The organism is Streptomyces sp. NPDC093097, from assembly GCF_044754325.1.
GTDB lineage: Bacteria > Actinomycetota > Actinomycetes > Streptomycetales > Streptomycetaceae > Streptomyces.
Genome location: NZ_JBIVOW010000014.1, coordinates 144140 through 165897 on the forward strand (window position 1 = coordinate 144140; position 21758 = coordinate 165897).

22 protein-coding genes are annotated in these 21758 nt (G+C 72.1%); 7 read left to right on the forward strand and 15 right to left on the reverse strand.

The features are described from left to right. Positions 1-164: 164 nt before the first annotated feature. From ACIQE0_RS23880 to ACIQE0_RS23890, 3 genes are all read right to left on the reverse strand, one after another. Positions 165-1199: an NUDIX domain-containing protein gene (locus tag ACIQE0_RS23880; RefSeq protein ID WP_366340004.1), complete on the reverse strand. Its 1035-nt coding sequence runs from the start codon at positions 1197-1199 to the stop codon at positions 165-167. Between the two features lie 296 nt (positions 1200-1495). Beyond that, positions 1496-3259, reverse strand: a complete 1764-nt coding sequence (locus tag ACIQE0_RS23885) for a serine/threonine-protein kinase (protein WP_402335765.1) — start codon at positions 3257-3259, stop codon at positions 1496-1498. Between the two features lie 292 nt (positions 3260-3551). After that, complete coding sequence (locus ACIQE0_RS23890; RefSeq protein ID WP_366340006.1) at positions 3552-4508, reverse strand: ROK family protein; 957 nt, start codon at positions 4506-4508, stop codon at positions 3552-3554. A 298-nt stretch (positions 4509-4806) separates the two neighbouring features. Between ACIQE0_RS23890 and ACIQE0_RS23895 the strand changes: the two genes are divergently transcribed. Continuing rightward, positions 4807-5847 carry a LacI family DNA-binding transcriptional regulator gene (locus tag ACIQE0_RS23895; protein WP_402335602.1) on the forward strand — a complete coding sequence of 347 codons (1041 nt, stop codon included), beginning with the start codon at positions 4807-4809 and terminating at the stop codon, positions 5845-5847. A gap of 73 nt (positions 5848-5920) precedes the next feature. Here ACIQE0_RS23895 and ACIQE0_RS23900 read toward each other — a convergent pair whose 3' ends face one another. Genes ACIQE0_RS23900 through ACIQE0_RS23910 form a run of 3 tightly spaced genes read right to left on the reverse strand, consistent with a single transcriptional unit; the run spans position 5921 to position 6664 of the window. Beyond that, on the reverse strand, positions 5921-6166 hold the full coding sequence (locus ACIQE0_RS23900; RefSeq protein ID WP_402335605.1) for a DUF397 domain-containing protein: 246 nt from the start codon (positions 6164-6166) through the stop codon (positions 5921-5923). Beyond that, positions 6163-6342, reverse strand: coding sequence for a DUF397 domain-containing protein (locus ACIQE0_RS23905; protein WP_366340012.1), 180 nt, complete (start codon positions 6340-6342; stop codon positions 6163-6165). Before ACIQE0_RS23905 ends, ACIQE0_RS23900 begins: the two co-directional genes overlap by 4 nt. Before the next feature lie 22 nt (positions 6343-6364). Continuing rightward, positions 6365-6664 carry a Scr1 family TA system antitoxin-like transcriptional regulator gene (locus ACIQE0_RS23910; RefSeq protein WP_402335609.1) on the reverse strand — a complete coding sequence of 100 codons (300 nt, stop codon included), beginning with the start codon at positions 6662-6664 and terminating at the stop codon, positions 6365-6367. A gap of 19 nt (positions 6665-6683) precedes the next feature. Here ACIQE0_RS23910 and ACIQE0_RS23915 point away from each other — a divergent pair, with 19 nt between their 5' ends. From ACIQE0_RS23915 to ACIQE0_RS23930, 4 genes are all read left to right on the forward strand, one after another. Next, the gene (locus ACIQE0_RS23915; protein ID WP_366340014.1) at positions 6684-6839 is read left to right on the forward strand and encodes a hypothetical protein; all 156 of its coding nucleotides are present in this window, start codon (positions 6684-6686) and stop codon (positions 6837-6839) included. Positions 6840-6910: 71 nt separating this feature from the next. Further along, entirely contained in the window at positions 6911-8026 is a 1116-nt protein-coding gene (locus ACIQE0_RS23920; protein ID WP_402335613.1) for a methyltransferase domain-containing protein, read from the forward strand. Between the two features lie 317 nt (positions 8027-8343). Further along, entirely contained in the window at positions 8344-9585 is a 1242-nt protein-coding gene (locus ACIQE0_RS23925) for a helix-turn-helix domain-containing protein (RefSeq protein ID WP_402335616.1), read from the forward strand. A gap of 488 nt (positions 9586-10073) precedes the next feature. After that, positions 10074-10259 (forward strand): hypothetical protein, encoded by a 186-nt coding sequence (locus ACIQE0_RS23930; RefSeq protein WP_366340022.1) that lies wholly within the window; start codon positions 10074-10076, stop codon positions 10257-10259. Positions 10260-10365: 106 nt separating this feature from the next. On the opposite strand, the gene ACIQE0_RS23935 is transcribed toward ACIQE0_RS23930, so the two are convergent. Continuing rightward, positions 10366-11649 carry a DUF6986 family protein gene (locus tag ACIQE0_RS23935; RefSeq protein WP_402335620.1) on the reverse strand — a complete coding sequence of 428 codons (1284 nt, stop codon included), beginning with the start codon at positions 11647-11649 and terminating at the stop codon, positions 10366-10368. Between the two features lie 192 nt (positions 11650-11841). Here ACIQE0_RS23935 and ACIQE0_RS23940 point away from each other — a divergent pair, with 192 nt between their 5' ends. After that, entirely contained in the window at positions 11842-12360 is a 519-nt protein-coding gene (locus tag ACIQE0_RS23940; RefSeq protein WP_402335623.1) for a DinB family protein, read from the forward strand. A gap of 122 nt (positions 12361-12482) precedes the next feature. On the opposite strand, the gene ACIQE0_RS23945 is transcribed toward ACIQE0_RS23940, so the two are convergent. From ACIQE0_RS23945 to ACIQE0_RS23960, 4 genes are all read right to left on the reverse strand, one after another. Beyond that, positions 12483-13445, reverse strand: a complete 963-nt coding sequence (locus ACIQE0_RS23945) for an electron transfer flavoprotein subunit alpha/FixB family protein (RefSeq protein ID WP_366340028.1) — start codon at positions 13443-13445, stop codon at positions 12483-12485. Between the two features lie 156 nt (positions 13446-13601). Beyond that, positions 13602-14390 carry an electron transfer flavoprotein subunit beta/FixA family protein gene (locus ACIQE0_RS23950; RefSeq protein ID WP_366340030.1) on the reverse strand — a complete coding sequence of 263 codons (789 nt, stop codon included), beginning with the start codon at positions 14388-14390 and terminating at the stop codon, positions 13602-13604. Between the two features lie 212 nt (positions 14391-14602). Further along, positions 14603-15109: a flavin reductase family protein gene (locus ACIQE0_RS23955; RefSeq protein WP_384106372.1), complete on the reverse strand. Its 507-nt coding sequence runs from the start codon at positions 15107-15109 to the stop codon at positions 14603-14605. 231 nt (positions 15110-15340) lie between these two features. Next, positions 15341-15673, reverse strand: coding sequence for a TlpA family protein disulfide reductase (locus ACIQE0_RS23960; RefSeq protein WP_402335628.1), 333 nt, complete (start codon positions 15671-15673; stop codon positions 15341-15343). A 364-nt stretch (positions 15674-16037) separates the two neighbouring features. On the opposite strand from ACIQE0_RS23960, the gene ACIQE0_RS23965 reads away from it, so the two are divergent. After that, a complete protein-coding gene (locus tag ACIQE0_RS23965) occupies positions 16038-16751 on the forward strand; it encodes a lysophospholipid acyltransferase family protein (protein WP_366340034.1) in 714 nt (237 codons plus the stop codon). Positions 16752-16778: 27 nt separating this feature from the next. On the opposite strand, the gene ACIQE0_RS23970 is transcribed toward ACIQE0_RS23965, so the two are convergent. The 4 genes from ACIQE0_RS23970 to ACIQE0_RS23985 all read right to left on the reverse strand — a co-directional run bounded on the left by ACIQE0_RS23970 (position 16779) and on the right by ACIQE0_RS23985 (position 21187). After that, positions 16779-17474, reverse strand: coding sequence for a phenylalanine--tRNA ligase beta subunit-related protein (locus tag ACIQE0_RS23970; protein ID WP_366340036.1), 696 nt, complete (start codon positions 17472-17474; stop codon positions 16779-16781). A gap of 385 nt (positions 17475-17859) precedes the next feature. After that, a complete protein-coding gene (locus ACIQE0_RS23975; RefSeq protein ID WP_366337787.1) occupies positions 17860-18948 on the reverse strand; it encodes a low specificity L-threonine aldolase in 1089 nt (362 codons plus the stop codon). After that, a complete protein-coding gene (locus ACIQE0_RS23980; RefSeq protein WP_366337866.1) occupies positions 18927-19688 on the reverse strand; it encodes an SDR family NAD(P)-dependent oxidoreductase in 762 nt (253 codons plus the stop codon). The genes ACIQE0_RS23975 and ACIQE0_RS23980 overlap by 22 nt, the downstream gene beginning before the upstream one ends. A 101-nt stretch (positions 19689-19789) precedes the next feature. After that, a complete protein-coding gene (locus ACIQE0_RS23985) occupies positions 19790-21187 on the reverse strand; it encodes a DUF6421 family protein (RefSeq protein ID WP_366337789.1) in 1398 nt (465 codons plus the stop codon). Positions 21188-21758: the final 571 nt, after the last annotated feature.

Genomic DNA, 21758 nt, shown 5'->3' on the forward strand with positions numbered 1-21758 from the left:
AGTCCGGCACACCCCTGCCCCGCAGACCCGGCACCGCGGCCGAAACGCCCCGCGCAGCGGACCCGCCCCGCGCAGCGGCACCGCCCCGCGCAGCGGACAACGCCAACGCGCCGCAGGCGCGAAAAACAGCACCCCCCGCGGTGGGAAACCCGACAACGTGGGGCTCACCCCACGGGAACGCCGGCCTCCAGATGCAAAGGACACCCCCGCTCCCGGGCGCGAAGCGCCCACCGCAGGCGGTTCCAGCGGACAGGCGGCAGCATCGTCTCCGCCTCCGCTTCCGTGACGAAGCGCCAGGCGCGGAGTTCGGGGCCGGGGAGCAGGAGTTCGCGGATGCGGTCGCCGGTGAGCGTGCCGCCGTCGAAGAGGAGGCGCAGGCCGCCGAAGCCGGGGGGCTTGGGGGCTTCCCAGTCCAGGACCAAGAGGCGTGGGGCGCGCGGGAGTTGGAGGCCCAGCTCCTCGGCGACCTCGCGTACGGCGGCGTGGGCGGGTGCCTCGCCCGGTTCCACGATGCCGCCGGGGAACTCCCAGCCGGGCTTGTACGTCGGATCGACCAGGAGCACGCGGTCCTGGTCGTCGAAGAGCAGCACCCCGGCGGCGAGGGTCTCCGCGGTGGGCTCGGGGGTCTGCACGATCTCGCAGGCGCCGGCGCCGGTACGGACGGCCTCGGCGACCCGCTCGGCGGTCTGCCGCGGCGTCAGCTCCGTGGTGTCCACGACGTGCGCGTCGCTCTTGAGCCAGCCCAGGGACTGCGCGTAGGGGCCCAGGTGCTCCAGGCACCAGCGGCGCACGGAGGCGTTGACCTCGGGGTCGCCGGGGGCTTCCTCGCGATGCGCTATCCGCTCGCGCAGGATCGTTTCCTCCGCATGGAGAAGGACGTGTTGGACGGGTATTCGGCGAGCGGCGAGCGAGCCGAAGATCTCGTCGCGGTACTCCTGGCGCAGCAGCGTCATCGGCGTGACCAGCGGGCCCGGCACCTCGGTGAGCAGGGCGGCGGCGGTGTCCACGACCAGGCGGCGCCAGGACGGCAGGTCCTGGTAGTCGTCGATCTCCTCGAACCGCTTGGCCGGCAGCATCGACCGCAGCCCGCCGCCGAGGAGTTCCGGGTCGTAGAGCGTGCTTCCGGGAAGCAGGTCGAGCAGTTCATGCGCCGCACTGGTCTTGCCCGCACCGAACGTGCCGTTCAGCCAGACGATCACGGTTTCCCCTCTTCCCTAGACCCAGGTGAGTTGCCCGCAACACCCTGCCACGGAAACGCTCGGGACCACGGGCCGCGCGCAGCACCGGGAACACCGCTTGAGGAACACACCGCACGGGGGACGCCGGTTCGCCTCCCCCGCCGCGTTGCCCCGGCTAACAAGCGCTCCCCCGCCCCTCCAGCACCGAAACCCCCACCGCGCACGGCGTCCGGCCGACCGGCGGCGGGCGGTACGTCGTATATGCCGGAGTCTCATGGGTGCCACGGCCGAGGGGACATGCGCCCGGAGCGCGCGACTCAGCAGACCCGCAGCCCGGGGACCGGCTGGTCGTTCGCCCCGCCGGTCAGGTACACCACGCTGATGTAGGCGCCCGCGTTGCCGCTGTCGTCGTCGGTCTTGGCCCACCAGACGTTGGTCCACTTCCCGAACGTCTCGCGGTGGCCCAACTTCGCCTGGCAGTAGAAGTAGTTGGTGCCCGCGTTGAGGTGGCCGATCTCCTGGAAGGCGGGGTTGTACGACGTCGCGGTGCGCCACACCTCGCAGTTGGCCTTGCCGCCGCCGATGCCCGCGCAGGACGGCCCGTCGGTCGGTCCGTGGGTCGGCCCCGTCCCCCCACCGGCGCCGCCGGCCGGGGACCCGGACCCGCCGGGGGCCGGGCTGCTGCCGGCATTGGGCTTGCCGGCGCTCGCGCTCGGCCCGCCCGCGGACGGCGAGGCGGCCGGCGGCGCCGACTGCCGCCCGCCGGCGCTGTCCTGCGTCCCGGAGCCGCCGACGAACGCGTAGACGATCCCGCCGGCGAGGGCCAGCACCCCCACGGCGGCCGCGACGGCCAGCAGCGTCCGGCGGTCCCGCGGGACCGGCAGGTGCGAGGTGTCGCCGCCGCGAGGTGTCGGATACGGGTGCGGGCCGGTGACACCGGGCCCGGCACCGGCCGCCCTCGGCGGCGGGCCGGCGGCGGGGTGTGCGGGCGGCACGTACCGGCCGGGCGGCGGTGCGACGGGGCCGCCCTGGGCGCCCGGTCCGCCGAGCCAGCCGGCCGGCGCCGGCCCGGCGCCCGCGGGACCGGGCAGCGGCCCGGCGCCCGCCGTCGCGTCGGTGGTGGTGGGCGCGTAGGGCGCGCCGGGCTGCGGGACGGGCGGCAGCGTCACACCCGGGTCGCGGCCCTGGGCCACCGCCCGGAGCATCTCGCGGGCCTGCCCGGCGGACGGGCGGTCGGCCGGGTTCTTGGCCATCAGGGCGTGCAGGACGGGCGAGAGCGGTCCGGCGCGCCGCGGTTCGGGCAGCGGTTCGGTGACGATCGCGGTCAGCGTCGAGAACACCGACGTACGGCGGAACGGCGCACCGCCGCCCTCGACCGCCGCGTACAGCGTCATGCCCAGCGACCAGATGTCGGAGGCGGGGGTGGGGCCCAGGCCCTGGGCCCGCTCGGGCGGCAAGTAGTCGAGCGAGCCGACCAGTTCGCCGCTGCGGGTGAGGTTGGTGGTGGCGCCGTCGCCGGGGGCCTCGATGCTGGCGATGCCGAAGTCGGTGAGCACCGCCCGGCCGCCGGAGCCGCCGGGGCGCCCCCACCCTTCCAGTAGGACGTTGCCGGGCTTGACGTCGCGGTGCAGCACACCGGACCGGTGGGCGGCGTCCAGCGCGTCCATCACCGCGGCGCCGATCCGGGCGACCTCCCGGGGCGCCACCGGACCGTACCGGCCGATGGCGTCGTCCAGCGACGGCCCGTCCACCAGCTCCATGACGATGACCGGGCGACCGGCCTCCTCGATGACGTCGTGGACGGTCACCACCCCGGAGTGCCGGATCCGGGCGGCGGCCCGGGCCTCGCGTTGCATCCGGGTCCGTAGGTCGGCGAGTTCCGGAGCGGAGGCGTCCGTATAGGCCCGCAGGACCTTGAGCGCGACCTCGCGGCCCAGGACCTGGTCCTCGGCCCGGCAGACCACGCCCATGCCGCCGCGGCCGATCCGGCCGGTGACGCGGTAGCGCCCGCCGATCACCCGCCCGGTCAGATCGTCGTCGGTGCCGTGCTGCGGACCGCTGCGGGCCGCCGACCGCGGCACCCCGCCGCCCGGCACGCCGCCCGCCGGCCCGGGGCCCTGCGCACCGCCCGCCGCACCGGCCCCGTACGCCCCGCGCTGCTCGTACTCCCCCGATGTCACCGTGCGATCCCCTCGCTCCGCGTCCTCGTGCCCCACCACGGTCCGTACGCCCCGTCGCCGGCGCATACTCCACGGCCCTCGGGCGTCGGGACCAGACTACGGGTCGACGGGGTGCCGCCGCGCCCCCTGGACCGGTCACCGCGCTCCCGTCCACCGCCCTTCCGGCAGCCGGGAGCGGGCGTGGCCACAGCGTCTACGGCACCGGGGCGAACGCGTCGAGACGGGACTGCTGCACGGCGGCCGCGGCGGCGCCCACCACCCCGGCGTCCGTCCCCATCTGGGCGGGGACCACGGCCAGTTCGGAGACGAAGGACAGCGTCGCGTACTCCCGCAGAGCGGCCCGCAACGGCGCGAACAGCACCTCCCCGGCGCCCGCGACGCCCCCGCCGATGACCGCTATGTCGATCTCGACGAGGGTGGCGGTGGCGGCGATCCCGGCGGCCAGCGCCTGCCCGGCCCGTTCGAAGGAGCGCACCGCCACCGGATCGCCGGCACGCGCCGCGACGGCGACCGCGGCGGCGCTGGTGTCCCCGTCGGGCCCCGGCCGCCAGCCGTTGGCCAGCGCACGCCGGGCGATGTTGGGGCCACTGGCGATCCGCTCCACGCAACCGCGCGCCCCGCAGGGGCAAAGGTCACCGTCGAGGTCGACACTGATGTGGCCGATGTGGCCCGCGTTGCCCGAAGGGCCCGGGTGCAGCTGCCCGTTGAGGACGAGACCGCCACCGACCCCGGTGGAGACCACCATGCACAGCGCGTTGTCATGGCCCCGCGCGGCGCCCTGCCAGTGCTCGGCGGCGGTCATCGCGACACCGTCGCCGACCAGCACCACCGGCAACTCCCCGGCCAGCGACCGCACTTCGGCGACCAGCGGGAAGTCGCGCCAGCCGGGGATGTTGACCGGGCTGACGGTCCCGGCCGCGGCGTCCACGGGGCCGGCGCTGCCGATGCCGACGGCCGCCACCCGCGCCCACTCCGGCGCGGCGGCGAGCTCCCGGACGACCTCGGCCACCGCGCGCATCACGGTGGCCCCGTCCTGGTCCGCGGGGGTCCGTCGGGCGGCCCGGACGACGATGTCGCCGTGGGCGTCCACCAGGGCGCCGGCGATCTTGGTGCCGCCGATGTCCAGCGCTGCGCTGAGGTCCGTCTGCATCGGTGTCGAATTCTCCTGGTGGGCCCGGGGGGCCGGGGTACCGGCCCGGCGTGAGAACGCCAGTCTTCCGGCATTTGACAACGTTGTCTAGGGGCTATGCTCGTCGCCACACGGCAGCCCCTCCGCCGGGCCCCGCCGCCGAACTCCCGTCGTCCGCCCCGAGGGTGGGCCAGGCCGCGCCCGGTGCGTACGCTCCGCGCACCGCCCGGCAGACGGGAGCCCGACGACAGGGCCCAGCCCCGCCCGGCCGCCCGCCCGCCCGGCACCGCACCCGCCCCCGGCAGACAGGACCGCACCCGTGACCGAGACCGCCCGCGGCACCTCCCATCGCTACGGCACCCGCCCGACGATGAAGGACGTCGCGACGCGCGCCGGCGTCGGCCTGAAGACCGTCTCCCGAGTGGTCAACGGCGAACCGGGCGTCACCCCCGACACCGAGCGCCGCGTCCAGGAGGCCATCACCGCGCTCGGCTTCCGCCGCAACGACTCCGCCCGGATCCTGCGCAAGGGCCGGACGGCCAGCATCGGCCTGGTCCTCGAAGACCTCGCCGACCCCTTCTACGGCCCGCTCAGCCGCGCCGTGGAGGAGGTGGCGCGCAGCCACGGCGCCCTGCTGTTCAACGGCTCCAGCGCCGAGGACTCGGTCCGGGAGCAGGAGTTGGCGCTGGCGCTGTGCGCCCGCCGGGTGGACGGGCTGGTCGTCATCCCGGCCGGCGACGACCATCGCTATCTGGAGCCGGAGATGGCCGCCGGCGTGGCCACCGTCTTCGTCGACCGCCCGGCCGGCCGGCTCGACACCGACACGGTCCTCTCCGACAACTTCGGCGGCGCCCGCGACGCGGTCGCCCACCTCATCGCGCACGGCCACCGCCGGATCGGCTTCATCGGCGACCAGCCGCGCATCCACACCGCCAAGGAACGGCTGCGCGGCTACCGCACCGCGATGGCCGAGGCCGGTCTGCCGCTCGACGACTCCTGGGTCTCGCTGGGCTCCACCGCCCCCGACCGGGTCCGGACCGCGGCCGCGGCCATGCTGGCCGCCCCGGAGCCGGTCACCGCCCTGTTCGCCGGCAACAACCGCGTCACCGTCACCGCGGTCCGCGTGCTGCGCGCGCACCCGCGCCCGGTCGCCCTGATCGGCTTCGACGACTTCGAACTGGCCGATCTGGTCCACCCGGCCATCACCGTCGTCGCCCAGGACTCCGCCCAACTCGGCCGCACCGCCGCCGGCCTCCTCTTCCGCCGCCTCGACGGCGTCGACGGCCCCCCGCAGCGACTGGAGATACCGACCCGGCTGATCCCGCGCGGTTCGGGGGAGGTCGGTCCGGCGGCGGACTGAACGGCCGAGAGCCCCGGCCCACGGACAGCAGGCCGGGGCTCCACCGGCCCGAGCTAGGGGCCGACACCGGAGGTCAAGCGCCTTGCCCTGTCACGTCCTTGACGTGGCTGACGAACGCCGACCAGGCCGACGCCGGGAAGGCCAGCACCGGGCCGTACGGATCCTTGCCGTCACGGACGGGGACGACGCCCGGGAAGTCGTCAGCGACCTCGACGCAGTCACCGCCCGGATCCTGGTTGCTGTGACTGGACTTTCGCCACGTCGCGCGGTTCAGATCGCTCCTGTTCACGGTGCCCCTCTCCGCCGGCACGTCGCTCATCCGTGAGTTTTGGCGAGGGCCACCAGTCCGGCGAAGCCCTCACGGGTCAGGGTCAGTCGGGGGCCACTGGGGTTCTTGGAATCCCGAACCTCGATCGCAGCCTGCGCCACGCGACGGTACTCAATGCATTCACCGCCCGGATCCTGGTTGCTGTAACTGGACTTCATCCACTTCATAGCTCCTCCATACGCTGGCTGATCAGGGCGGCAGACTGCTCTGCCGAGAGGGCGGACGGTCACCGGCCCTCATGAGCGCGCGAGCATAGCCCTTGGTCTGCAACAGGCCGGGAATGACGGAGGTCAACGCCGTTCCCGAGGACGGGCGTTGGTTCCCCGTCGGAGCCCACACCTTGGTCGGGTGAGGAACGTTGACGTCTCTCACGCTCCCCGTAGCCACCGTCCGACTCTGAAGCCGTGCGTCATCCCCACGTTCGGGGCAATTGACGCCGGTCGCACTCCGCCAGGAGGGCGGCTGAGGCCATGATGAATGATCAACCACCCTTCACGGAGGAGAAACAGTGAACGTTCGACTGGTCATCCCGTTTGCCCAGGGCGGCGCACACGGCAAGGACGAGGGCGAAGGGGACGGGCACCCCGGACAACCCTGGACGCCGACCGACGAGCCCCACCCGGACGGTTCGACACCTCCTGGCGGCGGGACGCACCGGAAGTGACGGGTTCCGCCGAGGAGCTGGGACGGCCCACGCGTGAGGAGCTGGGCCGCCTCCTCTTGGAAACCGGCGCCATGTCGCCAGACTGGGCCGAAGCCTACGAGGCCGTGCCCCGGTCCTCCTTCCTTCCCGACCTGATGTGGCCGCACGACATGGCCACAGGCCGCCACATCACCGTAGACAAGGTGCGGGATCCGCAAGCGTGGCAGCGTCACGCCGACTCGGATGCCCCGCTCGTCACCCAATGGGACGACGGCGCACACCAAGGCCCCGACCCGGGCACGTCGTTCAGCTCCTCGTCCTCCATGCCGAGTCTGGTCTTCTCCATGCTGTCCGACCTTGATGTCGGGCCGGGGCAGCGTGTCTTGGAGATCGGTACCGGCACCGGGTGGAACGCCGCGCTTCTCGCCCATCGCCTCGGGCCCGCCGACGTCGTCACGGTGGAGGTGGACGGCGCGGTCGCCAGGCAGGCACGGGAATCCCTCGACCGCTTCGGGCTCCCCCTCGAAGTGGTGCACGGGGACGGCTTCGTCGGGTATGCGGAACGGGCCCCGTACGACCGCATCATCGCCACGTGCGGCCTGCGCAAGGTGCCGTTCACGTGGGTCGCCCAGTCCGCACCGGGCGGGGTCGTCCTCGTGCCCTGGGGAACGTATTACGGACCCGGCGAAGCCACCGCCCGGCTTGTGGTCGCCGAGGACGGCCGGAGCGCGTCGGGACCGTTCACGCGGCCCGTGGCGTTCATGCGGATGCGCGCGCAGCGATGCGTCTGGCCCCGGCATGACGCATATGTCCCGGCAGGAGCGATGGACGCCGCCGAGATCTCCTCCACGACGATGAGAGAGACGGAACTCTGCGGCACCGGGAGCTTCGATCCGATGGGTTTCGCCCTGGGCCTACGGGTGCCCGACGTCGTCCACGTCGCCGACCGCAAGCGGGACGGCAGGCGCGCCGTGTGGTTCTACGGGCTCTCGGACACGTCATGGGCGGTCGTCGTCTTCCGCGATGACCGCACCGTTGCCAAGGTCTACCAGTCGGGCCCCCGCCGCCTGTGGGACGAGGTGGCGGCCGCCCACGCATGGTGGGAGGAGCAGGGGCGTCCCGGCTTCACCCGCTTCGGACTGACGGTGGACGGCGACGGCGAACACCCGTGGCTGGACTCGCCGGACAACTCCGTCGCGACGCGGTAGTCACATGGCCTCGCCGTCTCCCACCGCCCTGCCTCTGCACCGCACCGATGTACAGAGGCAGGGTTGTGCGACGGCAGCGGCTGGGGACACCGACCCGGCTGATCCCGCGCGGGTCGGGGGAGGTCGGGCCGGCGGAGGACTGACTCTGAGCCCGCCTCCACCCACCGGGCCCGACGGCCGTTCTCGCTGTGCCGCGCACGTCTCGGACCCGTGCTCGTCCCGCGCTCGTTTCCCAAGTAGGCGGTAGACAAGGGTTCTTCGCGTATTCGGGTCGCGCTGCCGGGCATACGCTGGGTGAGGAAAGGGACGGTGGTGGCATGTCCACTGGGCTGGCCGACAACGTGCGGAAGTACCGGCGGACGGCCGGTCTGAACCAGGAGGGTCTGGCCGAAGCGGCAGATCTGTCCCTGAGTACCGTTCGCAAAGTGGAGCAGGGCGGGCACGTCAGCATGGAAACGCTGCACGCCCTGGCCCGCGCACTGGGTGTCAACACGTCCGCGCTGTTCGCCACCGAGGCGCCGAAGTCCGTTCTGGGCCCGCAGGACGAGGCCAACCGACGCTATCTGGCGGAGCTGCGACGGGCGTTGATGCCCGCGGTGGGGCTCTCGGCTCCGCATTCCGATCCCGGAGAGGCCGGGGAGCTGTCGGCGCTCCGCAGGGGCGTACAGGAGGGGCACGCGCTCTACTGGGCCGATCAGTACGGGGCGGTTGCGAAGCGGCTCCCCGCGTTGCTCCGCAGCTCTGAGGCCGCCGTGGCCGCGTTCGAGGGCGAGGATCGGCAACAGGCCCTGATCGCGCGCTGTCATGCACTCCTGCTGACGGGCAAGTACCTGACCCAGGTCCGGCAGTACGACATGGCTTACTTCGCCTTGGTGGACGCCATCCGCCTGGCCCGAGAGACCGACCAGACACAGCTGGCATCGACCGGAGTCGTGGGGCTGTGCTGGCTGTTGCTGAGGCAGGACCGCTTCGACGAGGCGGAGCAACTTGCCGCGCAGACGGCAGCGGAGATCGAACCGCGCATGTCCGAGGCGACCCCCGCGCGTCTCACGGTGTGGGGTGAGCTGTGGCTCAGGGTCGCGTCCGCGGCAGTGCGGAACAACCGTCCGGATGTGGCACAGGACGCCCGCAGGATGGCAGGAACGGCCGCCGGCGGGCTGGCCTCGGAGTACCACGACTTCCCCCTCGCATGGGGCGGCTTCGGACCGATCACAGCGGAGTTGAAGGCTGTCGAGGACCTGTCACTGGTGGGGGACGCCCGGGGCGTTCTCCGGCGCGCCGATGACGGAATCCTGAGTGAGAGGTCGGTACGGAACTTCGGTAGGCCGACAGCGCCGAACTGGGGCCGCCACCGGCTGGACGTCGCCCGCGCCCTTGTCGGGCTCGGGTCCCACCAGGACGCCATGGACGAACTCATGCAACTGCGTCGCACGTCCGGGGCGTGGCTGACACATCAGCCCATGGCGCGGTACGTGATGGCCGACCTCCTCAAGACACGCAAGCGGACGCTGACCAAGGACATGCGGGGCATGGCGGCCCACCTCGGGGTCGCCGGTTAGGTACCCCGAAGCGTGTCACTTCGGTTCCCTGACCTGCCGAACTACCCCTGTCTGAACGTGGCTTGGCCCTGCCGTTGCTCCTACGGTCGCCGTACCGATTCCAGCGGACCGAGAGGACCGAGGTGACACACAGGACCAGCCGCGGTCGCCCGCCGCGGTCCGCACCGATTCAGGCTCCGACCTGCTGAGCGACGGCGAGTAGGGCAGCTCAGCGAGTCGGACGACCAACGAACGCCCGTCGCTGCCGATCGGAAACCGGAAGGTGTAGCGGCCGTGGCGAGGCAGCAGGGATGCGGGGACCGCCCCCGTGTCCACATGGCGCCAATCTGGAAGGAGCGCGCGAAAATGGGGAAGAAGGACTTCGAGAACGCGGGAGAAGCCTGGGATCCGCAGGCACATCAGGGTCAGGCAACCGATCCCGATACCCGCGTCTCTCAGAACGGGGATGTGCACAGCTCCCACGCTGACGACAGGGACCGGGAAGGGCAATGAAGCTGGGCGAGGATCTGATTCAGGACCTGAAGGAGCAGGGCTTCATGCGATGCGAGACCACCGCGGACGGCAAGGCCGTGATCATGCGCAAGCGTGACAAGTGGACCGTGGTCCCCCTGCGGTGGCTCACCGATGACGCGGTGGACACCATCAAGGCTCAGGCCGGAATCAGCCTCGTCTGAGTCTCACCTCAGTAGCCCCGGCCATGCCGCCAGAGTGCATGGCCGGGGCGCGGTCGTACACCCTGCCGCCCGTGCACCGGATGCCCCCGCATCAACCGGCCGTGCATCAAGCCGACTTCACCCCCCGCCCCGCCAACCCCTCCAGGTCCCCCCGGCTCAGCCCCGTGAGGCGGGCGACCTCGGTCGGGTCGACGGCGCCGCAGTCGAGGCCGCGGAGGAGGTAGGAGCTGAGGGCCTTGGCGGTGGCGGGCTCGTCCATCACGTCGCCGGCGGTCTTGGCGACGTAGGCGGCGAGCCGGGCGGCGGCCTTCGCCAGGCCCTCGCGGTAGAAGGCGTAGACGGCGGCGTAGCGGGTCGGGAGGTGGCCCGGGTGCATGTCCCAGCCCTGGTAGTAGGCGCGGGCCAGGGCGCGGCGGGTGAGGCCGTGGTGCAGCCGCCAGGCCTCGTGGACCTGGGCGGTGGGGCCGACCGGCAGCACGTTGGTGGAGCCGTCGGAGAGGCGGACGCCGGTGCCGGCGGCGGCGACCTGCATGACGGCCTTGGCGTGGTCGGCGGCGGGGTGGTCGCTGGCCTGGTGGGCGGCGCTGACGCCGCAGGAGGCGCTGTAGTCGAAGGTGCCGTAGTGGAGTGCGGTGGCGCGGCCCTCGGCGGCCTCGATCATGCGGGCGACGGTGGCGCGGCCGTCGGCGCCCAGGATGGACTGGGTGGTCTCGATCTGGATCTCGAAGCCGAGCCGGCCGGGCGCGAGGCCGCGGGCCTTCTCGAACGCCTCCAGCAGCCGCACCATGGCGGTGACCTGCTCGGCGTAGGTGACCTTGGGCAGGGTGAGGACCAGGCCGTCCGGCAGCCCGCCGGCCTCCAGCAGGCCGGTGAGGAAGATGTCCAGGGTGCGGATGCCGCGGTCGCGGACGGCCGCCTCCATGCACTTCATGCGGATGCCCATATAGGGCGCCGCGGTGCCGTCCCGATAGGCGGCGGCGACCAACGCGGCGGCGCGGGCGGCGGTTTCGTCCTCCTCGGCGTCGGACCGGAGGCCGTAGCCGTCCTCGAAATCGATCCGCAGGTCCTCGATCGGCTCGCGCTCCAGCTTGGCGCGGACCCGCTCGTACACCGGGCCGGCCAGGTCGTCGGGGAGGCCGAGGACGGCGGCCAGCGCGGCGGCGTCGGGGGCGTGCTCGTCGAGCATGGCCAGTGCCCGGTCCCCCCAGGAGCGGAGGGTGTCGGCGGTGAAGGCGTCGCCGGGGACGTAGACGGTGTGGATGGGCTGGCGGGTGCCGGGGTCGCCCGGGTAGCGCCGCGCCAGGTCGGCGTCCACCGCGGCGAGCGCGGCTTTGATGTCCGCGCGTACGGTGTCCGCGAGGCTCGTCGCCACGGTCTCCTGCTGCCCCATCTCGGTACCCTCCCGGTGCTCTTACCTGGTGCCGTCACCGGCCCAGGCATTCCGCGTAACGGAACCAACAATCCGCACAGCGAAGCTAATGGTGTCCCGTGGCAAGGTCAACACCTTCCCGGCCGCGGCTCGCGAGGCGCTCCGGCCGTAACTCCGTGGCGCGCGGCGCCCGTCGGGACCACAATCCCCGTCATGACTTGGATCGCACCCCAGATCGAACGCCAGGAGAGGCCGGCCGCCGCGGACGAGCGCGCGATGCTGGAGGGCTGGCTGGCGCACCACCGCGAGACCCTGCTCGCCAAGTGCGCCGGCCTCACCGCCGACCAGCTCGTCCGGCCCACCACCCCGCCGTCCTCCCTCACCCTGCTCGGCCTGGTACGCCATCTCGCGCTCGCCGACCGCTGGTGGTTCCGCGTGCAGTTCGCCGGCGAGGACGTCGCCCTCCCCTACCTCACCGAGGACGACAACGACGCCGACTTCAACGCCCTCGACCCGGCCCGGGCCGAGGCGGACTTCGCCGACTTCCGCGCGGAGATCGCGGCCTGCGACGCGGCGGCGGCCGGCCGCGACCTGGACGAGACCTTCACCGGCCCCCGCGGCGACACCCTCAACCTGCGCTGGGTGTACGTCCACATGATCGAGGAGTACGCCCGGCACAACGGGCACGCGGACCTGCTGCGCGAGGCGCTGGACGGCACCACCGGCGCCTGAGAACGGCCGAGTCCGCGCGACCGCCGACCGGCACGCCCCCCCATGGCCGAAGGCCCCGTACGCAGCGCGCGTACGGGGCCTTCGGCCATGCGGTGCCTGTGGGCCGGTGCGGCCCGACCGGGTCAGCCCTTGCGGGACGTGACCTCGTCGGTGAGCGCCGGGACGACGTTGAACAGGTCGCCGACCACGCCGTAGTCGACCAGGTCGAAGATCGGCGCCTCGGCGTCCTTGTTGATGGCGACGATGGTCTTCGAGGTCTGCATGCCCGCGCGGTGCTGGATCGCACCGGAGATGCCGGCGGCGATGTAGAGCTGCGGCGAGACCGACTTACCGGTCTGGCCGACCTGGTTGGTGTGCGGGTACCAACCGGCGTCCACCGCGGCGCGCGAGGCGCCGACGGCCGCGCCGAGCGAGTCGGCCAGCGCCTCGATGACCGGGAAGTTCTCGGCGCCGTTGACGCCGCGGCCGCCGGAGACCACGATCGCGGCCTCGGTCAGCTCCGGGCGGCCGGTCGACTCGCGCGGGGTGCGCGAGACGACCTTGGTGCCCTTGGAGGCGTCGGCGACGGTCACCGCGAGCTGCTCGACGGCACCGGCGGCCGGGGCGGCCTCCGGGGCGGCGGAGTTGGGCTTGACGGTGATGACCGGGGTGCCCTTGGTGATCCGCGACTTGGTGGTGTACGAGGCCGCGAAGACCGACTGGGTGGCCACCGGGCCCTCGTCGCCGGCCTCGACGTCCACGGCGTCGGTGATGATGCCGGAGCCGATGCGGACGGCCAGGCGGGCGCCGATCTCCTTGCCCTCGGCGGAGGAGGGCAGCAGGACGGCGGCCGGCGAGACCGCGTCGTAGGCGGCCTGCAGCGCGTCGACCTTGGGGGCGACGAGGTAGTCGGCGAACTCCGGGGCGTCGGCGGTCAGGACCTTGACCGCACCGTGCTCGGCGAGCACCGGGGCGGCGGTGTCCACGCCGGCGCCGAGGTGCACGGCCACCGGCTCGCCGATGCGGCGGGCCAGGGTGAGCAGTTCGAGGGTGGGCTTGCGGACGGCGCCGTCCACGTGGTCGACGTAGACAAGGACTTCAGCCATGGGAATTGCTCCTGCGAGAAGAGTGCGGGCGAAGGGAGGAGGACGGAAATGTTCCGACGGACCGTCAGGCGCGGTCGGGGAACCGGGAGTCGACCCCGGTCCTGGTCCCGGCCGCGGAGGCGGTACCGGCCCGGGGCCGGGCCCCGGGCCCGCGGCTCAGATGAACTTCTGGCCCGCGAGGAACTCGGCGAGCTGCTTGGCGCCCTCGCCCTCGTCCGTGACGATCGTGCCCTTGGTGCGGGCCGGACGCTCGTCGGCCGACTCGACCTTGGTCCAGGCACCCTCCAGGCCGACCTCGTCCGCCTCGATGTCCAGGTCTTCCAGGTCCAGCGTCTCGACCGGCTTCTTCTTGGCGGCCATGATGCCCTTGAAGGAGGGGTAACGCGCCTCGCCCGACTGGTCGGTGACGGAGACGACGGCCGGCAGCGCGGCCTCCAGCTGCTCGCTGGCGGTGTCCCCGTCCCGGCGGCCGGTGACCTTGCCGTCGGCGATCGCGACCTGGGAGAGCTGGGTCACCTGCGGGACGTTCAGGCGCTCGGCGAGCAGCGCGGGCAGCACGCCCATGGTGCCGTCGGTGGAGGCCATACCGCAGACCACGACGTCGTAGCCGGTCTTCTCGATGGCCTTGGCGAGCACGAGCGAGGTACCGAGCGCGTCGGTGCCGTGCAGATCGTCGTCCTCGACGTGGACGGCCTTGTCGGCGCCCATCGACAGTGCCTTGCGCAGCGCGTCGGTGGCGTCCTCGGGACCGACGGTCAGGACCGTGATCTCGGCCTCGCCGTCGTTGGCTTCCTTGATCTGCAGGGCCTGCTCGACGGCGTACTCGTCGAGCTCCGAGAGCAGACCGTCCACGTCGTCACGGTCGACGGTCAGGTCCTCGGCGAAGTGCCGGTCGCCGGTGGCGTCGGGCACGTACTTCACACAGACAACGATCCTCAAGCTCACGCCGGCTCTCCTACCTGCTTCGTCTCTTCAGAACTGCCTTGTGCTGGCAGCATAGGCGCCTCACGGGGCGGCTCCCGGTCGGTTACGGAACCCCGCGCCGACCGTCATATTACTCGCCAGTACATACAGTCTGGTGCCCCGAATCAAGGCCGTGGAAATGTGACCTTCCCAACGGCGGGGACGGCGACGAAGCAGGCCAGGAGAGGAACCCGTCAGTCCCGCAACGCGTTGAAGCGACCCTGGTGGTACAGGAGCGGGCGGCCCGGCCCCGCGGGGTCGCCGACGACCGGCTCGGCGAGCACGATCCGGTGGTCGCCGGCCGGCACCCGGGTCACCACCCGGCACACCAGCCAGGCCAGCACGCCGTCCAGCAGGGGCACGCCCTCGGGACCGGTGCGCCAGGAGGTGGCGGGCCCGAACCGGTCGGCGCCGCTGCGCGCGAAGGTGGCGGCCAACTCCTGCTGGTGCTCGCCGAGAAGGTGCACCCCTATGTGCTCGGCCTCGGAGACGGCCGGCCAACTGGAGGCGCCCACACCGATACCGAACGAGAGCAGCGGGGGATCGACGGCGACGGAGGTCAGGGAGGTGGCGGTGAAGCCGACGGGGCCGGAGCCGTACGCGGTGATCACCGCGACGCCGGCGGCGTGCTGCCGGAAGACGGAACGCAGCAGATCGGGGGAGGCGGTGCGGGGCGTGCCGAGGTCGGGCGAGGCCGTCATGGAGTTGTCCTTCTGCTGTGGGCTGCGGGCCCGGGCGGAGCCGCCGGCTTCCGAACGGCGCTCGGCGGCGGTTGCGTCGTCGCTGCTCACACGCCGGGACAGCGCGCGCTGGCGGTCCGCAGCAGATCGACGTGCGCGCGTCCGTAGAGAAGGAGGAAGAAACCTGGCCGCATGACGCCAGGCTGACGAGGCGTGACCCGGAGCGTCAAGGGGCGCCCGGCATCTGGGAGATCAATCACGGACCACCGCCCCCAGCGCGGCGATGACATCGACCTTCCGCGGCTGGCCCACGGCGCGCCGGAGGACCGCGCCGTGCGCGTCCAACACCAGCACCGTCGGCGTCCGCTGCACGCCCAGCCGCCGCACCAGCGCCAGCCGCTCCTCGGCGTCGATCTCGACGTGCGCCACGCCGTCGACCATCCCGGCGACCTCGGCGAGGACCCGCCGGGTCGCCCGACAGGGCTGGCAGAACGCGCTGGAGAACTGGACGAGGGTGGCCCGCTCCCCCAGCTCCGCACCGATCTCCGCGGCATCCAACCGCGCCTGGCCGTCCCGCTCGCGCACCTTCGTCCTCCCGTTTCACCGCGGCAGTGCGACAAGCCGAGGGCGCCCGCCGCCGCGAGCGCCGCGATGCGCACCCTCAAAGCCCCGCCGGCTCCGTCATCCCATGGTGCAGCGTCCCCGAGCCCCCGAAGATTCCCGGCATCGACCGCCGAACGTCCCCAGGACCCTGGAATCCGGCCCTCCGCAGCTGGCCGAGACGTATCGCCCCACCTCCTCCACGTGACGAGAATCTCCCGCGGAAAGGGGCCCCCCGGCTGGCCGCCACGGCGGACATCGGGCACGATCTCCCCCAGCCGGATAGTTACGGCTGCGTAGGTTTCTGCCGGGAGAACCCTCCCCAGGCACAGAGAAGGGGTCCCCGGACATGGCCGAGCTCGTCTACCCGCCCGTCATCGGCGCCGCCCGCACGCTCTTCAAGACGCTGGACTTGAAGTTCGACATCGCCGGCACCGAGCACATCCCGCAGCGCGGCGGTGCGGTACTGGTGAGCAATCACATCGGCTATCTGGACTTCGTCTTCTGCGGGCTGACGGCCCGGCCGGCCAAGCGACTGGTGCGGTTCATGGCCAAGGAATCGGTCTTCCGGCACAAGGTGTCGGGACCGCTGATGCGGGCGATGAAGCACATCCCGGTGGATCGCACACAGGGGGCGCACGCCTACAAGAACGCGCTGTCCGCGCTGCGTTCGGGCGAGATCATCGGGGTCTTCCCCGAGGCGACGATCTCCGAGTCGTTCACCCTGAAGAACTTCAAGTCGGGCGCCGCGCGGCTGGCCCAGGAGGCCGGCGTCCCGCTGCTGCCGATGGCGCTGTGGGGCACCCAGCGGCTGTGGACCAAGGGCCACAAGCGCCAGCTGGGCCGCCACCACTTCCCGATAACGATCCGGGTGGGCGAGCCGGTCGAGGCCGACCCCGCCGAGCAGGCCGAGAAGATCACCGACCGGCTGCGGTCCCGCGTCCAGGACCTCCTCGAAGCCGCCCAGCGTGCCTACCCCGTACGCCCCCGGGACGCCGAGGACACCTGGTGGATCCCGGCCCACCTCGGCGGCACCGCGCCGGCCCCGGGCGGCCGCGCGTAGCCGCCCGCCCGACGTCCCGGCTCAGCCCTACGGAGCCCACACCTCGCCCACTGCCACCCGCGCTCCCGGGCACACCTTCTCCAGCGTCTCGGCGAGTTCGGTGCCCGCGGCGGTCAGCGCCTCACGCGTCATCGGCGCCAGCCGCTCCAGCAGGAACAGCGCGCTGACCGACTCCTCGGTGAGCCGGGTGCGGACGCCCTGCCGCCAGTTCCACCGCCGGCAGGTGACGCCCACGTCGTCGCGCCAGACCACCTCGCCCGCGTCGGGGTGCTCCACGGCCTCCGCACCGCCGGCGGCGGTGTGGAACGGCTCGTCGCCGCCGGCCCGGACGAGCCGCATCTCCCCCTCGATACGGTCCAGGTCCTCCCCGCCCACGGGGATCAGGTGGGCGACGCTGATCGCGTTGTAGACGTCGACCAGCCGGTTGATCCGCGGCAGACCGTCGGCGAGCGCGCGCTTGGCCAGCGCCTCGGCGGAGTTGCGGGTACGGGAGGGCTTGCTGCCGAACGCGGAGTACATGGCGCGCCAGGCGGCGATGTGCGGATCGTCCTGCGGCCCCCGGCCGTCGAGGCGCTCGGCGAGGCGCCGCGCCGCGTCGTCCAGCAGCGCCGAACTGGCCTCGTCGCTGGGCCCGTTGGTCAGGCCGTGCGCCGTGACGACGAAGTACCCGAAGTCAGGCGCCAGGGCGCGCACTTCGTCGGACACGTGCAGGGGACGGAGCATGGACCGCACCTCGGAATTACTCGACGGACGGGGCGGCCGGTGGGCAGCCCTCGCCAAACGGTATCGCTGCGCTTGGCTCTGCTTCCCACGTTGCCGGCTTCCCCGCCGCGGGGGTGCTGTCTTTTGCGGCCTGCGGCGCCTGGCGTTGTCCGCTGCGCGGGGCTGTCGGGTGCGGTGGCGGGGCTGTGGGGCTGTGGGGCTGGGGGTGTCCGGACTGCTGCGCTTTACGTCCGGCACCCCCCCCCCCCCACCCCCCCGCCCCCTCCCGTTGTGGGTGGGATTTCGGTGCGTCAAAGCTGGGCTGAGTGGTCCCCCGATGCCACTCAGTCCAGAACTCGTACCGCTCCACCGGTAGTTGGGCGCACCCGCTCACGGGAGGGGACGGCTACTTCCCCATCTCCTCGCGGAGGGCCGACAGGAAGCCGTCCACGTCCTGCTCCGTCGTGTCGAAGGAGCACATCCACCGGACGACGTTGTCGGCCTCGTCCCAGAAGTAGAAGCGGTAGCGCTTCTGGAGGCGCTCGCTGACGTCGTGCGGGAGGCGGGCGAAGATGCCGTTGGACTGGACCGGGTAGAGGATCTCTACGCCGGGGACCTCGCGGACGCCGGTGGCCAGGCGCTGGGCCATGGTGTTGGCGTGGCGGGCGTTGCGCAGCCAGAGGTCCTTGGCCAGGAGCGCTTCCAGCTGGACGGAGACGAAGCGCATCTTGGACGCCAGCTGCATGGAGAGCTTGCGCAGGTGCTTCATGGCGCGGACGGCGTCGGGGTTGAGCACCACCACGGCCTCGCCGAAGACGGCGCCGTTCTTGGTGCCGCCGAAGGAGAGGATGTCGACGCCCACGGCATTGGTGAAGGCACGCATCGGGACGTCGAGGGTGGCGGCGGCGTTGGCTATCCGGGAGCCGTCGAGGTGGACGAGCATGTTGCGTTCATGGGCGTGCTCGCAGATGGCGCGGATCTCGTCCGGGGTGTAGACGGTGCCCAGTTCGGTGCTCTGGGTGATCGAGACGACCTGCGGCATGGCGCGGTGCTCGTCGTCCCAGCCGTACGCCTCGCGGTCGATCAGCTCGGGGGTGAGCTTGCCGTCGGGGGTGGGGACGGTGAGCAGCTTGAGGCCGCCGATCCGCTCCGGTGCCCCGCACTCGTCGACGTTGATGTGGGCGGACTCGGCCGCGATCACCGCGCCCCAGCGGTCGGTGACCGCCTGGAGCGCGACGACGTTGGCGCCGGTGCCGTTGAAGACCGGGAACGCCTGGGCGCGCTGGCCGAAGTGACTGCGGAAGATGCGCTGGAGGTGCTCGGTGTACTCGTCCTCGCCGTAGGCGACCTGGTGGCCGCCGTTGGCAAGGGCGAGCGCCGCCAGCACCTCGGGGTGCGCACCGGCGTAGTTGTCGCTGGCGAAGCCGCGGATCTGCGGGTCGTGATGCTGCCGGGCGTCGGTCCTGGCGCGGTTCACGGCTTGGGGGTCAGCCACAGACGCTGTCCATTCACTTCCTGGGCGGGCCGCTCCCAGGCCCCGGCGATGGCTTCGGCCAGCTCCGTGACGTCGGTGAAGCCCGCGAACTTGGCGTTCGGTCGCTCGGCGCGCATCTGGTCGTTGACGAGCGCCTTCACGACCAGGATGGCAGCCGCGGCACGGGGTCCGGCCTCGCCCCCCGACTTGCGCAGACCGTCCGCCATGGCGAGGGTCCACGCCTCGGCGGCCGCCTTGGACGCGGCGTAGGCGGCGTTGCCCGCGGTGGGCTTGCTGGCGCCGGCCGCGCTGATCAGCAGGTAGCGGCCGTTGCCGCTGCGTTCCAGTGCGTCGTTGAAAGCGAGGGAGGTGTGCTGGACGGTGCGGATCAGCAGCTTGTGGAGGGTGTCCCAGTCCGCCAGGTCGGTCTCGGTGAACGTCGAGCAGCCGCGCCACCCGCCGACGAGGTGGACCAGGCCGTCGACCCGGCCGAACTCCTTCTCCGTGCGGGCCGCCCACTCGCGGGTCTGGTCGAGGTCGAGGAGGTCGACCGTCTCTCCGACGACCGTGGCGCCGCCGTGGGCGTAGCGGGCCGCGTCGACGGCCTCCGCCAGCCGCTCGGGGTTGGAGTCCGAGCCGACCACCACCGCGCCGGCCTCGGCCAGGCGCAGCAGGGTGGCCCGGCCGGCCGGACCGGCCGCTCCGGCCACCGCGATGACCGCGCCCTCCAGCGGCCCCTGTCCGCCCGTCGAAGTAACCATCTCCGTCGCCTCCTCGTCCTGCCCCTGGACTGCCGCCCGCCGGATGTCCCGGTCGGTCCGCATGCTCTGCACCGTCTGATCCTGCTCGTTCCGCGCGTGCGTCACGCCGCCGCCGGCGTGTCGATCTGGGCGGTGATGCCCTTGGTCGAGGCGATCACCGAACGCAGCTTCTTGGCAAGCGCCTCGTAGAACATGCTCAGCGGGAACTCGTCGGAGAGCACCTCGTCCACGAGCTTGCGCGGCGGCTGGTCCAGGTCGAGGGCGTCCGGACCCTTGGCCCAGACCGAGCCGGGGTGCGGCGCGAGGTAGGTCGAGACGAGGTCGTATGCGGCGAACCAGTGGACCAGCTTGGGTCGGTCGATGCCGTCGCGGTAGAGCTTCTCGATCTCGCCGCACAGCTGGTTGGTGACCTTGGGCACCCGCTCCCAGTCGATGTGCAGTGTGTTGTCCGTCCAGCGTACGACGTCGTGCTTGTGCAGGTAGGCGAAGAGCAGCTGGCCGCCGAGGCCGTCATAATTGCGCACCCGCTCGCCGGTGACCGGGAAGCGGAACATCCGGTCGAAGATCACCGCGAACTGCACGTCGCGGGCCTGCGGGTAGCCCTCGGCCTCCAGCTTCACGGCCTCCTTGAAGGCGGTGAGGTCGCAGCGCAGCTCCTCCAGGCCGTACATCCAGAACGGCTGCCGCTGCTTGATCATGAACGGGTCGAACGGCAGGTCACCGTGGCTGTGGGTGCGGTCGTGGACCAGGTCCCAGAGGACGAAGGCCTGCTCGCAGCGGTGCTGGTCGTCGAGCATGGCCTGGATGTCCGCGGGGAGTTCGACGCCGAGGATCTCCATGGCGGCCGCGCTGACCCGGCGGAAGCGGGCGGCCTCCCGGTCGCAGAAGATGCCGCCCCAGGTGAACCGCTCGGGGGCCTCGCGGACCGCGATGGTCTCGGGGAAGAGGACCGCGGAGTTGGTGTCGTAGCCGGCGGTGAAGTCCTCGAAGGTGATCCCGCAGAAGAGGGGGTTGTCGTAGCGGGTGCGCTCCAGCTCGGCGAGCCATTCCGGCCAGACCATGCGCAACACGACGGCCTCGAAGTTGCGGTCCGGGTTGCCGTTCTGCGTGTACATGGGGAACACGACGAGGTGCTGGAGGCCGTCGGCGCGCTGCCGGGCGGGCTGGAAGGCGAGCAGCGAGTCGAGGAAGTCCGGGACGCCGAAGCCGTCGTCCGCCCAGCGGCGCAGGTCGGCGACGAGCGCCTCGTGGTAGGCGGCGTCGTGCGGGAGGAGGGGGGCGAGCTCGCCGATGGCGGCTATCGCGCGGTCGACCTCCTCGCGGACGGCGGCGGCGGTCGGTGCGCCCTCGGCGGCCAAGTCGATCGAGCCGTCCTTGGACTGCCACGGGCGGATGCTTTCCACGGCGCCCTTGAGCACCGGCCACGCGGGGTGCGCGACCACGGTCTGGTGGGACAGGTGACTGTCCCGGACACCCACAGGCGAAAGAATTTCCGTCATGACTGCCCTCCGGCGGTAGATCGTCCTGTCTCACCACGGTAACCAGCCGAGGATCACCCATTCAAGTGGGGTTGCCGAAAAATATTCTGCTGACACCCATGGTCACGGCTGTTTTTCCTGTGGGTTACGGTTTCGGGCTCACTTCCTGCCTTCCCGGGGTCGGGCTACCGCGTTTTCTCCGGCATAGGAGGGGGTAGGTGCGGAGGTCGCTATGCCGCCGAACGGGTGACGGGGTCGGCCCGGAGACCGTTCTCCGCACCGGCGGCGAGAGGGGCGCGCGGCGGCCCCGTCCACCCGCGACCCACCGCCGGGCCCGACACCTCGGCACGGCGACAGGATCGGCGAACCGGCGTCACGAGTACTCGAAAGCCACGGAGGCCGCCGGCCGCCTCAGGGTCAACTGGCCTACCTCAGCCAAGACATGACTATGCGTCAGATATCGCGAGCGGTCGGGCGGCGGCGCGTAGAGGGCGCGGCGCGGGGGCACTCGTACGGGCTAGAGGGCACTTGTCCCTACGGCGTTGCCGCTCGTCAGCGGATTAGGCTGTGGGCCATTTCGGGCAGCAGTGCG